The sequence below is a fragment of the Gordonia hongkongensis genome (assembly GCF_023078355.1).
GTDB classification, from domain to species: Bacteria; Actinomycetota; Actinomycetes; order Mycobacteriales; family Mycobacteriaceae; genus Gordonia; species Gordonia hongkongensis.
The window spans coordinates 2,617,940-2,632,241 of record NZ_CP095552.1 but is presented as its reverse complement, the minus strand read 5'-3'; the positions used below and the strand labels follow the sequence as shown (position 1 = coordinate 2,632,241).

Sequence of the window (14,302 nt, the reverse complement as noted above, 5' to 3'; positions counted from 1 at the left end):
GCGTAGTTCGCCCTCTCTGCGTGTTCGGTCGTAGGCTGGATCGGTGAACGCTGAGCAGACGTCGAACCTTCCCCAGCTGCGCAGACCCATTCTGCTCGCGGCCTTCGAGGGGTGGAACGACGCCGGGGACGCCGCCAGCAGCGCTGTCGAGCACCTGGCACTCGAATGGGACGCCCGACCCTCGCCGACATCGACTCCGATGAATACTACGACTTCCAGGTCAATCGCCCCACCGTGAATCAGATCGACGGGGTCACGCGCCGGATCGACTGGCCGACGACGTCGATCTCGTACTGCAGCCCGCGGGGCGCCGACCGCGACATCGTGCTGGTCCGCGGCATCGAACCCAACATGCGGTGGCGGGCGTTCTGCGCCGAGATCGTCGACCTCGCGCAAGAGCTCGGTGTCGAGACCACGGTGATGCTGGGCGCATTGCTCGCCGACACCCCGCACACCCGCCCGGTGCCGGTGACCGGCGCGGCCTACAGCAGCGAGTCCGCGGCCCGGTACAACCTCGCGGAGAGTCGCTACGAGGGACCGACCGGCATCACCGGCGTCCTCCAGGATCTCTTCGTCCAGGCGGGTCTGCCGGCCGTCTCGTTCTGGGCGGCCGTCCCCCACTACGTGTCGACGCCGCCGAACCCGAAGGCCACGGTGGCGCTGCTGACCCGGGTCGAGGAGGTCCTCGACATAGAGGTGCCGCTCGGCACCCTCCCCGAGCAGGCGGAGGAATGGGAACGCGCGGTCACCGAGATGACCGAGGACGACGAGGAGATCGCCGACTACGTGCGCGGGCTCGAGGAGCGCGGGGACGCCGAGGTCGACACCGACGAGGTCATGGCGAAGATCGACGGCGACGCGCTGGCCGCGGAGTTCGAGCGGTATCTCAAACGTCGCGGCCAGGGACCGTTCGGACCCTGAACCAGGCGTCCGGCCGGAATCCGGGTCGTCAGCCGATCTTCTCGATGGACACCACCGGGGTGGTGATCCGCCACGTGCGGACGTCGGGATCGTCGGCGGCGCGCACCCAGAACTGCGCGGACTCCCCCAGGCGACAGGACTTCACCCCGAGCAGCGGGATGTCCTCGGAGTCGCGTCGGAGCCTGCTGACCGTCCAGTCCTCGTTCTCGGTGCCGCCGACCCCTGGGGCCCGGAGCAGCGTCATCTCGGTGAAATCCAGCAGGTAGGTCGACGTCCGGGTGACGACGGTGTACACCCCGGCGTCGGTCTCGGGTCGGATCTCTTGCACGCGCGCCACGTCAGCACTCTACCCAGACGTCGGCGCGCGGACATCCGGGTGTGGGGACAACGCCTATCGGACGTCGGGGACGAGCGGGATTCCCAGCAGCGCGTCGACCGCGGCCGCGAGTTCGGCGGGCGCCCTCGTCGACGAACCGATTCCGTTGCGGACATCCGCGCACCAACCGTCCACTGCGGCAAGCGCTTTGGGGGTGTCGAGATCGTCGGCGAGATGCTGGCGGAGCCGTGCGATGACCGGTTCGGCGTCGGGTCCGGTACTCGCGCCGAGCGCCGCACGCCAGCGACCGAGGCGTTCGACGGCCGTGTCCAGGACCGCGTCCGTCCACATCCGGTCACCGCGGTAGTGGTCGGCGAGCAGTGCGAGTCGGATGGCCGCGGGGTCGACGCCCTCGCGTCGCAGGACCGACACGAACACGAGATTGCCACGACTCTTCGACATCTTCTCGCCGTCGAGCCCGACCATTCCGGTGTGCACGTAGTGCCGGGCGAACCGCCGCGAACCGGTGAGGGCCTCCCCGTGGGCCGCCGAGTACTCGTGGTGCGGATAGATGAGGTCGTTGCCGCCGCCCTGGATGTCGAACTCGATCCCGAGCCGGTTCAGCGCGATCGCCGAACACTCGATGTGCCAGCCCGGCCGGCCCGGACCGAACGGCGACTCCCACGACGGCTCGCCCGGACGTTCGGCGCGCCACAGCAGCGCGTCGAGCGGATCTCGCTTGCCGGGACGATCGGGATCGCCGCCGCGCTCGGCGAAGAACCGTTCCATGGTCTCGCGGTCGTACCCCGACTCGTAGCCGAACTGTTCGGTGGCATCGGTGCGGAAATAGACGTCCGGGAACTGCGCGTCATCGACGGTGTAGGCGGCCCCGGAGGCCAGCAGCTTGCCGACGACCTCGACGACCTCGTTGACCGACTCGACCGCGCCGATGTAATCGCGCGGGGGCAGGACGCGCAGAGCGGTCATGTCGTCGCGGAACAGCTGCGTCTCCCGCGCCCCGAGATCACGCCAGTCGACGCCGTCCCGGTCCGCCCGTTCGAACAGCGGGTCGTCGACGTCGGTGACGTTCTGCACGTAATGGACCTCGTGGCCCTGATCGCGCAGGATCCGGTTGACCTGGTCGAAGGTCACATAGGTGGCGGCGTGCCCCAGGTGGGTCGCGTCGTAGGGGGTGATGCCGCACACGTACATGGTCGCGGTGGCCCCGGGGGCGACGGGACGGACCGCACGGTCGGCGGTGTCGTAGAGACGGAGGGCGGGTCCACTGCCCGGTACGGCGGGGAGTTCGAGATCGGGCCACGACTGCATGCGTCCACTGTATTGCCCACCGCGCGCAGGCCCTTCACGGCCTCGTCCGGGACGGAGCGCATTCGCTCAGAACGGCGGCCACGGGATGGGCCGGTGACCGGGCGGGTGCGGCATGGTCGCGCTCTCGGCGACCACGATCGCGCGGATCGCGAGCGACTCGATCTCGTCGGGCGTGATGTGTTCGGCGAGCTGTGCGCGCAGGGCCGAGCCGTCGGTCTCCAACCGCTCCGCGAGTTCGGCGACATCGGCGACGAGGTGCCCGGGTACCGGTTCGCCCGCCCAGCCCCACAGCACCGTCCGCAGTTTGTCCTCCTCGTGCAGACAGATGCCGTGGTCGATCCCGTAGACGGTGCCGTCCAGACCTTCCAGGACGTGACCGCCCTTGCGGTCGGCGTTGTTGAGGATGACGTCGAGCACCGACATGCGCTGCAACCGCGGGTCGTCGGCGTGCACCAGCACGACGGGGTCGCCGTACGGGTCGTAGGCCTGCAGGACCGCGAGATAGCCGGCGGGTACCGCGCCCACCGGGCACAGGTCGACCAGGTCGACCCGCGGTTCGGTCGCCGGGATCGGGTGATCGGTGTTGTCCGGTGTCTCGACCCAGCGCTGCACCATCCCGGGCCCGAGCGGGCCGTCGCGGTGCACTGTGGTCGGGATCGTGTCCCACCCCAGCGCCTCCGAGATCAGGTACGACGCCACTTCCCGTCCGGCGAGCGTGCCGTCGGGGAAGTCCCACAGCGGGACCTCACCGCGCACCGGTTTGTAGACACAACGCACCGAGGTCCGGTCGTCGAGCACCGCATCGCACACGAGCGTCGCGTTGCTGGCCGAGGGGATCCGGCCGAGGATGGTGAGTTCGCCGTCGCGGAGGACGTGGTCGACCGCGGGCTCGTCAGTCACGTGCGGAAGAGCCGGCGTCACCGGGCTCGTCGGGGTCGTCCGGGTCACCGGACGGCGGGGTGTCCCCCGCCTGGCCGAAGGGGTCGTCATCGGCCGCCAGGCCCGGATCACTCTGTGCGGCAAGGCTGTTGAAGACATCGGGGTCGATGAAGTCGAGGGATTTGCTCAACTCCGCATCCCGTTTGTATCCGTTGGTCCGGATACACAGGTGACCTTCGGGGTCGAGCGGTTCGCTGCACAACGGGCACGGCTGTCGTCCCGCGGATATCACCCTCGACGAGCGGGCGGCGAACTCGCGGGCCGCCGCGGTCGTCAGGAAGACCCGCACCGCGTCCGGGCCCTCGTCGGTGTCGTCGAGGACCACGCTTTCGTCGAACTCCCCCTCGGTGATGGCTAGCAACTCGACCACGACCGCCTCGGATTCGGCGTCCCAGCCGAGACCCATGGTGCCGACCCGGAACTCGGCGTCGACCGGCATCACCAGCGGACTCAGGTCACCGACCCGGTCGGTCTCCGGCGGGATCGGCGTGCCGAAGCGTCGGTGGATCTCGTCGAGCAGGGCACCGATCCGGTCGGCGAGGATCTGGACCTGCTGCTTCTCCAGCATCACGCTGATGATGCGGGCCTCGTGGACCGCCTGGAGGTAGAACGTGCGGTCACCGGGCTGCCCGATCGTGCCCGCCACGAAGCGGTCCGGGCTCCGGAACACGTGTATCGCTCGAGACATCACACCTCCTTCGTCGTCTGGTTCATTATCCCGATGTCGCCGGGATCGTAGCGGCACCATTGGCGGACGGCGCTACATCCGCGCCCGTGTCGCCGCCCACCACCGCGTCGTCGGACGGTCGTTGCCCGTCCTGCGCCGGCGGCGGGGCTTCGGGATGGACAGCAACTCGGTCGCATTCACCGTATGGACATAAGGACGCGACGGCGTGTAGCGGATCACGCTGATCGACGCCGGTTCGACGACGATGCGCTGGAAGGCGTCGAGGTGGCTGCCCATGGCGTCGGCGATGATCGACTTGATCACGTCACCGTGCGAGCACGCGATCCACACCCCGGAACCGTCCGGGCCGCCGTGGACGCGGTCCAGTTCGCGGATGGCGCGTACGGCCCGTGCCTGCACGTCGGCGAGTCCCTCCCCGTCGGGGAAGATCGCGGCCGACGGCTGCCGCTGCACGACCTTCCACAGCGGTTCGGTCAACAATTCCGAGATCGGACGCCCGGTCCACCCGCCGTAATCGACCTCGGCGAGATCGTCGACGACGATCTCGGGTGGCGCCTGCCCGTCCGCGGCCAGCGCCGCCAGCAGTGGCTGGACGGTCTCGGCGCACCGATCGAGCGGCGAACGCGCCACCGCGCGAATGGACCCGAGATGGTCGCCGAGACGACGAACCAGATCATCGGCCTGGGCGCGCCCGCGGTCGTCGAGGTGGACGCCGGCGCTGCGACCGGCGAGCACCCCTGAGGTGTTCGCCGTCGAACGGCCGTGCCGGAGAAGGATCACGGTCATCCCACAACCATAGGCACCGGCCCGGCGGGACCGCACGGCGCGACCGCCCGGCGCCGCGGCCGTGGCATCAGGTCGCCGAGACGACGCCGGTCGACAACAGGATGATCAGCGTGACGCCCAGCACGATGCGATAGGCGCCGAACCAGTTCATGGAGTGCGCGCTGACGAACTTGAGCAGCCAGGCGATCGCGGCATAACCGACGACGAACGCGACCAGCGTCGCGACGAGCAGCTGGGGTCCGCTGGCCTCCATGCCCTCCCCGCTCGGGTTGAACGCGTCCGGGAGGCTGAACAGGCCGGATGCGGTGACCGCGGGGATGGCCAGCAGGAACGAGAAGCGGAAGGCGGCTTCGCGTTCGAGTCCGAGGAACAGGCCGGCACTCGCGGTCGCACCGGAGCGCGACACGCCCGGGATCAGCGCCAGACATTGGGCGCCACCCATCACGAGGCCGTCCCGCAGGGTGAGCTGTTCGAGGTTCCGCTGCTTCTGCCCGTAGCGCTCGGCCAGCCAGAACACGCCGGCGAACACGATCAGCATGATGGCGACGAGCCACAGATTGCGTCCGGTGGTGCGGATCTCGTCCTTGAACAGGAAGCCGATCAGGCCGATCGGGATGGTCGCGAAGATCACGTACCAGCCGATCCGGTAGTCGACGTTCCGCTCGTCGGCATGACGGAGCCCGCGGAACCACGCGGTGATGATGCGGACGATGTCGCGGGCGAAGAAGACGAGGACCGCGGCCTCGGTGCCGAGCTGCGTGACCGCGGTGAAGGAGGCCCCGGCGTCCTCGCCGAACATCAGTTCGGAGGCGATCCGGAGATGCCCGGACGACGAGATCGGCAGGAACTCGGTGAGGCCCTGCAACGCCCCGAGGACGATCGACTGGGTCCACGTCATGGTGTCGGTCACGGCGCCCGATGCTACTTGGGACCGCCGCAGCCGACCCGACACGACGACACGGCCCCGACCCGCCTGAGCGGCGCGCGGAAGCGGTCGCGCAAGATGGGGACATGCTCTTCCCGCGACCTTCACGCCCAAGTCACCAGCCCCACACGGGCGTGTCGCGGCTACGGGGTCCGATCGCGGCCACGGCGGCACTGGTCATCGGTGTGGGCATGATCACCGCGTGCGGCTCCGACGACGGCACCCCCGACGTACCGACCGTCGTGCCCGCGACCGCGCCGGAGGCGCCGGCGAATTCGACGACGGCTCCCGCGGGCACCGTCGCGCCCGCCCCGGCCGAGGCGCGTGCGCTCGCCGCGTCGGGTGGCAGCGTCGCCGTCCTGTCAGCCGACGGCAACCAGATCCTCCGATACGACGCCGGGGCGCTGACGACCCCGCCGCAGACGATCGCGGTCCCGGGCCTCACCGCCCTGGCCGCCGGCGACGACGGCGGGTTCGTCGGCGCGGGCCCGGGTGCGCTCGTCGTCGTCGATGCCGACGGACGGGTCCGCACGGGCGACCTCGAGTCCGACCAGCCGACGGCGATCGCCCGGACCACGGCCGGGCTGCTCGTCGTCGGCACGGCCGATGGACGAGTCCTCGTGTACGACAACGATTTCGCGAAGAAGCACGACGTCGATCGCTTCGTACGGGTGGACTCGGTGACGGCCGCGCCCGAGTCTGCGGAAGGCCTCGACGGCCAGGTCGTCGTCCTGGATCGGGCGCAGTCGTCGGTGACCCCCGTCGACCCCGAATCCGGTGAACTGGGGCCGGCGCTGCGTGCGGGCAACGGGGCCACCAACTCGACCGTCGACGAGTTCGGACGCGTGCTGGTCGCCAACACCCGTGACGGCGAGATCCTCGGCTTCTTCGGATCACCGCTGGTGATGCGCTTTCGCTACCCGGTGGCCGGCGGACCGTACGCCGTAGACTACGACGACACCCGAGACCTGCTCTGGGTCTCGACGACCGGCGACAACGAGGTGGTGGCATTTGACCTGGCAGACGGTGAACCCACCGAGGTCCGGCGGTTCGCTTCGGTCGTACAGCCCGACCGCATCGTGGTCGACGGATCGGGCACCGTCTACGTGCTCTCGGCGCGGAACGGCGGACTCCAGGTGGTTCCCGACGACGGGCGGGCCGAATGAATCCTGACCGGTCGAAACGAAACGGTTCGCGCTATCCCGACGGGTGGGAGGTCACCTCGGAGGATGTCGAGTGCATCCTGCTGCGTCTTCCCCCTGACGTCACCCGGGTGACCGCCTCGATGCGGTTGGCCCTCGAGGCGGAGTTCGGCGGTTGGGAGCTGTCCCGGGTGCGGCTCTACTCCGACGGAACCCGCAAGGTGCTGCTCAAACGGCGCCGGCCGCCGCGAGGTTCACGCGGGCCCGACACCGCCGACCCGACCGGCGACCGGTCCACCGGATTCGACGACAACGACCCACGGAGCGCCCGCGCATGCTGATGTCCCGCAGCACCACCCGAGTACTTCCCGTGCTCAACCGGTGGTGCTATCCCCTAGTGCGCTCGATCATGTTCCGCGTCGATCCGGAGCGAATCCATCACATCGTGTTCTCGGTGCTGCGCGTCGTCGGGCGGTTTTCGCCGTTGGCGTTCCTGACCGCGAGGCTGTTGGCCCGGCATGATCCGATCCTGCGGACGCGGGTGTTCGGCGTCGACTTCCCCGCCCCGATCGGTCTGGCGGCCGGGTTCGACAAGACGGCCGGCGCGGTGAACACCTGGGGTCAGCTCGGCTTCGGGTTCGCCGAGATCGGCACGATCACCGGCCAGGGGCAGCCCGGGAATCCGACGCCGCGATTGTTCCGGCTGCCCGCGGACCGTGCGCTGATCAATCGGATGGGCTTCAACAATCCCGGTGCCGAGGTGGCCGCACAGCACCTGACCGAGGTACGACGGGGGCCGGTGTCGGTCCCCATCGGAGCCAACATCGGCAAGACCAAGGTCGTCCCGGTCGAGGACGCCATCGACGACTACCGGCGTTCGGCGGAACTGCTCGGACCGCTCGCGGATTTCGTCGTGGTCAACGTGAGTTCGCCGAACACCCCGGGACTGCGTGATCTGCAGGCCGTCGACTCACTGCGACCGATCCTGGCCGCGGTGCTCGCCGCCGTGGACGTCCCGGTGCTGGTGAAGATCGCCCCCGACCTCGTCGACGACGACGTCGACGCCGTGGCGGACCTGGCCGTGGAGCTCGGCCTGGCCGGGATCGTCGCCACCAACACCACGATCGGCCGCGAGGGTCTGCGCACCGCGTCGCACGAGGTCGACGAGATCGGTGCCGGTGGGCTGTCCGGGCCGCCGGTCGCCGCTCGGTCGCTGACGGTGCTGCGTCGCCTCTACGACCGCGTCGGCGGACGTGTCGCGCTCGTCAGCGTGGGCGGCATCGAGACCGTCGACCAGGCCTGGGAGCGGATCTGCGCCGGTGCCGACCTGTTGCAGGTCTACACCGGCTTCATCTACGGCGGCCCGGTGTGGCTCGCCGAACTCCATGCCGGACTCGCCCGGCGCGCCCGGGACGGTGGCTTCGCCTCGATCTCCGACGCGGTCGGTTGCGCGGCCCGCAACCAGCCCTGACGGCCACCGATCGCCCGGTACGCAGGTGCACCGGGCGATCGGCCGTGCGAGAACTCAGACGTTCTCGGCTGGTTGTTCGTAGGTGCCGACGAGGGTCGCACGCGCGATCGCATGCGAGAACAGGTTGAAACCCAGGTAGGCCGGTGTCGCGTTCTCCGGCAGCCCGAGCGATTCGGTGTCCACGGCGTGCACGACGACGAAATAGCGGTGCGCTCCGTGTCCGGGAGGCGGTGCGGCACCGATGTAGCGGCGTAGCGAAGCGTCGTTGGTGAGGGTGACCGCGCCGTCGGGGAGCCCGGACCCGTCGTCGTCGCCGGCGCCCTCGGGCAGGCTCGTGACCGAGGCGGGGATGTCGGCGACGGCCCAGTGCCAGAACCCGGCGGCGGTCGGAGCGTCGGGGTCATAGACGGTGACGGCGAAACTCTTGGTCTCGGCGGGGAAGCCGGACCAGCTCAGCTGCGGGGAGAGGTCCTCGCCACCCGCACCCATGATCCCGCTCACCTGCCCGTTGGCGAGTGCGGCCCCGTCGGTGAAGCTCTCCGAGGTCAGGGTGAAACCGGGAAGGCTCGGCAGCGGGGAGTACGGGTCGAATGACGACATGTGTTCACCTTTCTCACGTTTCGCGCGTCGGAAGAGTGCCGGTCACCCTCCGAACCGGTGCGCCCGGATCGGCGGGAAGGCCGTGCCGCCCACTGTAGTGGTGTGCTCAGCTGTGCCGCAGAAAGTGCTCGAAGACCTTGGTGCCGAACAAAACCGAATCGACGGGCACTCGCTCGTCGACGCCGTGGAACAGGGCCGCGAAGTCGAGTTCGGGCGGCAACCGCAACGGCGCGAACCCGAAGCACCGGATGCCCAGCTTCGCGAACGCCTTGGCGTCGGTGCCGCCGGAGAGCATGTACGGCACCGTCTTTCCCTGCGGATCGTGCTCGAGGACGGCGGCGTTCATCGCATCCACCAGGTCACCGTCGAAGGTCGTCTCGTAGGAATCGAGATGGGTGATCCACTCCCGCCGCACGTTGGGGCCGATGAGTTCGTCGATCTCCTTCTCGAACGCGGCCTGCCGCCCGGGGAGCACGCGGCAGTCGATGACCGCCTCGGCCTTCTGCGGGATGACGTTGGCCTTGTAGCCGGCCTTGAGCATCGTGGGATTGGCGGTGTCACGCAGGGTCGCGCCGATGATCCGCGCGAGGTTGCCCAGCTTGAACAGCGACGTCTCCAGGTCGGGGGCCTCGGGACTCAGGTCCAGGCCCGTCTCCGCACTGACCTCGGCCAGGAACTGGCTGACCGATTCCGTCATCACCAGGGGGAACGTGTGCCGACCGATCCGGGCGACCGCCTCGGCGACCTCGGTGACGGCGTTCTCGTCGTGCAGGAACGATCCGTGCCCGGCCCGCGCCTCGGCGGTGAGCCGCATCCACGCGAGCCCCTTCTCGGCCGTCTCGACCAGATAGAGACGTTTCTGCGTGCCGTCGGGCCGGTCGACGGTGAGCGAGAAGCCGCCGACCTCGCCGACGGCCTCGGTGATGCCCTCGAACAGGTCGGGCCGGTTCTCGACGAGCCAGTGCGCGCCCCACGCCCCGCCGGCCTCCTCGTCGGCGAGGAACGCGAACACCAGCTCCCGGGGCGGCACGGTGCCGTCTCGTTTGAACTGACGCGCGAGCGCCAGGGCCATTCCGGCCATGTCTTTCATGTCGACCGCGCCGCGGCCCCAGATGTAGCCGTCCTTGATGGCACCGGAGAACGGATGCACGCTCCAGTCGGCCGGTTCGGCGGGCACGACGTCGAGGTGGGCGTGGATCAGCAGCGCGCCGCGATCGGAGTCGGGCGGGCCGGCAAGGCGCGCGAACACGTTGCCGCGGCCGGGACGGCCGGACTCGACGTACTGCGTGGTGTAGCCCACCTCCTCGAGCTGCTGGGCCACCCACTTGGCGCACTCCTCCTCGCCCTTGGTGGTCTCGGGCTCGCCCGTGTTGGAGGTGTCGAAACGGATCAATTGGCTGACCAGATCGACCACTTCGTCGGTCGCAGACTGTGAAGACACCCCTCACTCCTACGGGATTTGGGATACTCGGGCAACCTCGGTTAGGGTTATCCCGCTGCAGCGAGACGGGGTCGAGAGACCACCGGCGGGAGATCGCCGGACGCTCACCGCGGCACGCAGGTCCGAGTGGCGGAATGGCAGACGCGCTAGCTTGAGGTGCTAGTGTCCTATTAACGGACGTGGGGGTTCAAGTCCCCCCTCGGACACCAGAACAACGAGAAGAACCCCGGCTCACCGCCGGGGTTCTTCTCGTTGTGCCGCAGGCGATCTCCGCGTCAGGGTGCGACCGAATCCGCGAGCGCCGCCCACGCCCGCGAGTACGGCAGATCGATCGAGTTCTCCACGAAGGCCCGCAGGATCGCCCGACGCAGTCGCCGCTGCACCGCCCACTGGCCGTTCGGTTTGGTCTTCACCGTCAGACGCAGGACGACCTGATCCGACGACACCTCCTGGACGCCGAGCATCTCGATCTGGCCGAGGATGTCGGTCGAGTCCTCCTCCACCGCGGTGCGGGCCGCCTCGTCGGCCACCTGCTGCGCCTTGTCGATGTCGGCGCCGGGCGCCACCGGGACGTCGACGCGCGCGACCGCGAACTCCTGGCTCATGTTGCCCACGCGGGCGATCTCGCCGTTGCGGACGTACCAGAGGGTGCCGTCGATGTCGCGCAGGGTGGTGACGCGCAGCCCCACCGATTCGACCTCGCCCACGGCCTCGCCGAGATCGACGATGTCACCCACGCCGTACTGGTCCTCGAGCAGCATGAAGACGCCGGTCACGAAGTCGCGCACCAGGTTCTGCGCACCGAAACCGATGGCGAGGCCGACGATGCCGGCCGAGGCGATGAACGGCGCGATGTTGACGCCGAGGACGCTCAGGACCGACAGCACCACCCAGACGAGCAGCACGATCGACACCGTCGACTTGAGCACCGACCCGATCGTCGCGGCCCGCTGTGCACGGCGTGCGGCGATCTGGGCGTTGCGCTCGGTGGAGGCCGACTTCGACCGCAGTCCGCGCATGAGAGCGGAGCCGCGGCCCGGCTCCCCGCCGGCGGTCCGTGGCCGGGTGGCGCGGTCGATGGCACGGTGGATCACGAAGCGGACGATCAACGCCACGGCCACGTAGGCGACGATGCGAGCGGGATTCTCGATCAGCCATTCGCGGTTCGTTTCCGTCCATTCGAAGGCAGAGTCCTGAATCGACATGGGTCCGACCGTACGGATGATGAGATCGTTGTCCAGTCGTGACCGACCCCGTGTTGGGTGCCGGTTGGGAGGTGGTGACGCCGGAAACCGTTGTCAGCCTGCGGTGAACGTGACGATGTTCTGATCGAGGATCATCTGCTTCTCGTGTGTGCTCTCCGTCACGCCGGGGGCGAGCCGCAACGGCACCCCGGTGGCCTCCGAGGCGTCGAACGCCGCGGTGTCGACCACCCGGCCGGTGATCGTGAACTCCTCGGTCACGCTGGGCACACCCTGCGAGCCGAGGAACTCCGGCCCGTTCATGACGTGGACGTGCAGGTGCGGCGCCACCGAGTTCCCGGTGTTGCCGACCTTGCCGATGACCTCACCCCGGCGCACCCGGTCGCCAGGGGCGAAGCGGACCGACCCGGGTTGCATGTGCGCATAGTTCACGTAGAAGCCGTCGCCGATGTCGAGGACGAGGTTGTTGCCGTCGGCGTCGCCGATGGCGAGATCCGGCGGGAACGTCCCCGGTGTCTGCTCCGGCAGGTCGTTGCGGCTGGCGACCACCGTGCCGTCGGCGACGGCGAGCACGTCATCGCCGAAGATCCGGTAGCTCGCCGGATTCTTCGCGTCGCCGACGAAGATCCGACCATCGGCACCGGCCTGCTCCCAGTCCACCGCGTACCGCTGGGCGAGGACCGGTGATCCGTTCAGTGGGAGAAGCGCGCGTGTGTGCCGGACGGCGTCGCAGCACGCGTCGGCGGCGATGTAGTGCTCACCGAGCAGGGGTGGTCCCAGGACCGGGACGGTTGAATCGCCCACCGTGACGGGCGCGAGGCGTTCGTCGACATCCCGCATACCCGGTCGCGCCGCGTCGGCACGCACGGAGATCTCGTGGATCAGCTGCTTCGGCGCATTCCCGGAGAAGGTCACGTGGAGGAAGAGGACGCCGTTCTGTCCCGGCGCCAGCACGTCGGAGTACCCCTCGGGTGCGCCCGGACCGGGCGGCACCGACGGGGCGCCGGTGGGCTTGAGCCGGTCGCGGACCCCGTTGTCGTCGAGTGTGAGCAGCGGTTCGCGGTCGGTGGTGGCGTCGAGCACCTCGACTCCGGCGACCGTCACCGGTGTGCGCCCGTAGTTGGTCAGCGAGATCTCATAGACGAGGTGGTTGTCGCCGTCGGAACCGGCGAACGGTGTCGGCGCGAACATCACCGACCCGACCACCGGTGTGACGACGGGAGCCGACGGCGTACCGCTAGCGCCGGCCGAACCACTCGTCGAGGAAGCCTCGGGCTCGGCGCTGTTCGCGCCGCACGCGCTCACCAGGAGGACCGCACCGGCACCCAGGGCGGCCAGCGTGTGTCGTGTCGGGGCCATCGGTTCCTCCGGGGCTCATCGGGCCGACGACGGTCCGCCCCGGCTGCCGTGAGCCTAGGGTCCCGACGGGGTGGTGGACCCGCGTTCGCAGCGGACCCGGCACAATTGTGCGGTGACCCAGCGCCTGTTCTTCGACTGCGACACCGGCATCGACGACTCACTCGCGCTGATCTATCTGATCGCGCGCACCGACGTCGACCTCGTCGGAGTGGCCTCCACGGCCGGCAATGTGCCCGTCGATGTCGTGACGGCCAACAATCTCTCGTGGCTGGAGCTGTGCGGACGCCCCGAGGTGCCCGTCCACACCGGCCCGGCCACTCCCCTCGTCGCCGCGCTGATGACCACCGAGGACACCCACGGTCCGCTGGGCGTCGGACACGCCGAACTGCCGGCCCCGACCACGACGCCGAGCCATCTCGACGCCGCCGACGGCTGGATCGAGGCGTCGCAGGCGCACGCCGGCGAACTCGTCGGCCTGGTGACCGGCCCCCTCACGTCCCTGGCGACCGCGATCCGACGCGACCCGGACCTGCCGGCGCGCCTGCGGCGCCTGGTCATCATGGGCGGCGCCTTCCACACCCACGGCAACACGACGCCCACCTCGGAGTGGAATGTGGCCGTCGACCCGGAAGCAGCGGCCGAGGTGTTCACCGCCTTCGGCACCGCGGGCGCCCCGGAACCGATCGTCTGCGCGCTCGACCTCACCGAGTCGGTCGTCCTGACACCCGATCACGTGGTCCGACTCGCCGCCGCGGCCGGCAGCACGCCCGTCGAGTGCCCGGACCCGACCGACGAACGCGGACTCCGTTCGGTCGCCGACAACGACATCATCCGGCATCTCGTCGACGCCCTGCGGTTCTATTTCGAGTTCCACGACGATCACGACGAGGGTTACATCGCCCACCTGCACGACCCGTTCGCCGCACTGGTCGCGCTGGCCCCCGACACGGTCGAGACCCGCCCGGCGCGCGTCGACGTCGAACTCGCCGGGACGCTGACGCGGGGCATGACCGTGGCCGACGAACGCGCGATGACCGCACCCGGACCCAACGCCCACATCGCGACCTCCACCGACGTCGACGCCGTGTTCGACGAATTGATCGAGACGATCGGCGCGTTCGCGCGCAGTCGCGCACCCGAAATCGTCGGCACCGCGCCGGAGGAGTCCACCGGACTACTCTGA

Annotated in this window: 13 protein-coding genes, 1 tRNA gene and 2 pseudogenes; 6 read left to right on the top strand and 10 right to left on the bottom strand. The window is 69.4% G+C overall.

Annotated elements, in window-relative coordinates:
- Nucleotides 1–43: 43 nt before the first annotated feature.
- Nucleotides 44–921 (top strand): annotated as a pseudogene (locus MVF96_RS11950) (PAC2 family protein).
- A 28-nt stretch (nucleotides 922–949) separates the two neighbouring features.
- On the opposite strand, the gene MVF96_RS11945 reads toward MVF96_RS11950, so the two are convergent.
- The 6 genes and pseudogenes from MVF96_RS11945 to MVF96_RS11920 all read right to left on the bottom strand — a co-directional run bounded on the left by MVF96_RS11945 (nucleotide 950) and on the right by MVF96_RS11920 (nucleotide 5,889).
- Complete coding sequence (locus MVF96_RS11945; protein WP_058250417.1) at nucleotides 950–1,258, bottom strand: hypothetical protein; 309 nt, start codon at nucleotides 1,256–1,258, stop codon at nucleotides 950–952.
- 54 nt (nucleotides 1,259–1,312) lie between these two features.
- Nucleotides 1,313–2,566 carry a cysteine--1-D-myo-inosityl 2-amino-2-deoxy-alpha-D-glucopyranoside ligase gene (mshC, locus tag MVF96_RS11940; RefSeq protein ID WP_159370761.1) on the bottom strand — a complete coding sequence of 418 codons (1,254 nt, stop codon included), beginning with the start codon at nucleotides 2,564–2,566 and terminating at the stop codon, nucleotides 1,313–1,315.
- Between the two features lie 66 nt (nucleotides 2,567–2,632).
- Nucleotides 2,633–3,487 (bottom strand): SCO1664 family protein, encoded by an 855-nt coding sequence (locus MVF96_RS11935; protein ID WP_058250415.1) that lies wholly within the window; start codon nucleotides 3,485–3,487, stop codon nucleotides 2,633–2,635.
- Nucleotides 3,459–4,193: a DUF3090 domain-containing protein gene (locus tag MVF96_RS11930; RefSeq protein ID WP_058250414.1), complete on the bottom strand. Its 735-nt coding sequence runs from the start codon at nucleotides 4,191–4,193 to the stop codon at nucleotides 3,459–3,461. The genes MVF96_RS11935 and MVF96_RS11930 overlap by 29 nt, the downstream gene beginning before the upstream one ends.
- A gap of 25 nt (nucleotides 4,194–4,218) precedes the next feature.
- A pseudogene (locus MVF96_RS11925) lies at nucleotides 4,219–4,979 on the bottom strand (MSMEG_4193 family putative phosphomutase).
- A 67-nt stretch (nucleotides 4,980–5,046) separates the two neighbouring features.
- Nucleotides 5,047–5,889 (bottom strand): undecaprenyl-diphosphate phosphatase, encoded by an 843-nt coding sequence (locus MVF96_RS11920; RefSeq protein ID WP_058250412.1) that lies wholly within the window; start codon nucleotides 5,887–5,889, stop codon nucleotides 5,047–5,049.
- Nucleotides 5,890–5,990: 101 nt separating this feature from the next.
- Here MVF96_RS11920 and MVF96_RS11915 point away from each other — a divergent pair, with 101 nt between their 5' ends.
- From MVF96_RS11915 to MVF96_RS11905, 3 genes are read left to right on the top strand one after another with little or no spacing between them, the layout of a single operon-like run.
- Nucleotides 5,991–7,070, top strand: a complete 1,080-nt coding sequence (locus MVF96_RS11915) for an NHL repeat-containing protein (RefSeq protein ID WP_247452036.1) — start codon at nucleotides 5,991–5,993, stop codon at nucleotides 7,068–7,070.
- Entirely contained in the window at nucleotides 7,067–7,387 is a 321-nt protein-coding gene (locus MVF96_RS11910) for a DUF5703 family protein (protein WP_247452035.1), read from the top strand. The genes MVF96_RS11915 and MVF96_RS11910 overlap by 4 nt, the downstream gene beginning before the upstream one ends.
- On the top strand, nucleotides 7,381–8,517 hold the full coding sequence (locus MVF96_RS11905; protein ID WP_137810572.1) for a quinone-dependent dihydroorotate dehydrogenase: 1,137 nt from the start codon (nucleotides 7,381–7,383) through the stop codon (nucleotides 8,515–8,517). Before MVF96_RS11910 ends, MVF96_RS11905 begins: the two co-directional genes overlap by 7 nt.
- A gap of 54 nt (nucleotides 8,518–8,571) precedes the next feature.
- On the opposite strand, the gene MVF96_RS11900 is transcribed toward MVF96_RS11905, so the two are convergent.
- Nucleotides 8,572–9,117 carry a YbhB/YbcL family Raf kinase inhibitor-like protein gene (locus tag MVF96_RS11900; protein WP_137810571.1) on the bottom strand — a complete coding sequence of 182 codons (546 nt, stop codon included), beginning with the start codon at nucleotides 9,115–9,117 and terminating at the stop codon, nucleotides 8,572–8,574.
- 106 nt (nucleotides 9,118–9,223) lie between these two features.
- Complete coding sequence (locus tag MVF96_RS11895) at nucleotides 9,224–10,558, bottom strand: M20/M25/M40 family metallo-hydrolase (RefSeq protein ID WP_137810570.1); 1,335 nt, start codon at nucleotides 10,556–10,558, stop codon at nucleotides 9,224–9,226.
- A 120-nt stretch (nucleotides 10,559–10,678) separates the two neighbouring features.
- Here MVF96_RS11895 and MVF96_RS11890 point away from each other — a divergent pair.
- Nucleotides 10,679–10,767 (top strand) — tRNA-Leu (locus MVF96_RS11890).
- Nucleotides 10,768–10,833: 66 nt separating this feature from the next.
- Here MVF96_RS11890 and MVF96_RS11885 read toward each other — a convergent pair.
- Both MVF96_RS11885 and MVF96_RS11880 read right to left on the bottom strand, forming a co-directional pair.
- Entirely contained in the window at nucleotides 10,834–11,763 is a 930-nt protein-coding gene (locus MVF96_RS11885; RefSeq protein WP_065632191.1) for a mechanosensitive ion channel family protein, read from the bottom strand.
- 93 nt (nucleotides 11,764–11,856) lie between these two features.
- Nucleotides 11,857–13,119, bottom strand: coding sequence for a M23 family metallopeptidase (locus MVF96_RS11880; RefSeq protein ID WP_065632190.1), 1,263 nt, complete (start codon nucleotides 13,117–13,119; stop codon nucleotides 11,857–11,859).
- A 112-nt stretch (nucleotides 13,120–13,231) separates the two neighbouring features.
- Between MVF96_RS11880 and MVF96_RS11875 the strand changes: the two genes are divergently transcribed.
- Nucleotides 13,232–14,302 carry a nucleoside hydrolase gene (locus MVF96_RS11875; RefSeq protein ID WP_247452034.1) on the top strand — a complete coding sequence of 357 codons (1,071 nt, stop codon included), beginning with the start codon at nucleotides 13,232–13,234 and terminating at the stop codon, nucleotides 14,300–14,302.

What these genes read in the sequence shown, in the direction of transcription:
- MVF96_RS11915 (WP_247452036.1), top strand. Translation starts at nt 5,991, where the DNA reads ATGCTCTTCCCGCGACCTTCACGCCCAAGTCACCAGCCCCACACGGGC.
- MVF96_RS11930 (WP_058250414.1), bottom strand. Translation starts at nt 4,193, where the DNA reads ATGTCTCGAGCGATACACGTGTTCCGGAGCCCGGACCGCTTCGTGGCG.
- MVF96_RS11900 (WP_137810571.1), bottom strand. Translation starts at nt 9,117, where the DNA reads ATGTCGTCATTCGACCCGTACTCCCCGCTGCCGAGCCTTCCCGGTTTC.
- MVF96_RS11905 (WP_137810572.1), top strand. Translation starts at nt 7,381, where the DNA reads ATGCTGATGTCCCGCAGCACCACCCGAGTACTTCCCGTGCTCAACCGG.
- MVF96_RS11880 (WP_065632190.1), bottom strand. Translation starts at nt 13,119, where the DNA reads ATGGCCCCGACACGACACACGCTGGCCGCCCTGGGTGCCGGTGCGGTC.
- MVF96_RS11910 (WP_247452035.1), top strand. Translation starts at nt 7,067, where the DNA reads ATGAATCCTGACCGGTCGAAACGAAACGGTTCGCGCTATCCCGACGGG.
- mshC (WP_159370761.1), bottom strand. Translation starts at nt 2,566, where the DNA reads ATGCAGTCGTGGCCCGATCTCGAACTCCCCGCCGTACCGGGCAGTGGA.
- MVF96_RS11885 (WP_065632191.1), bottom strand. Translation starts at nt 11,763, where the DNA reads ATGTCGATTCAGGACTCTGCCTTCGAATGGACGGAAACGAACCGCGAA.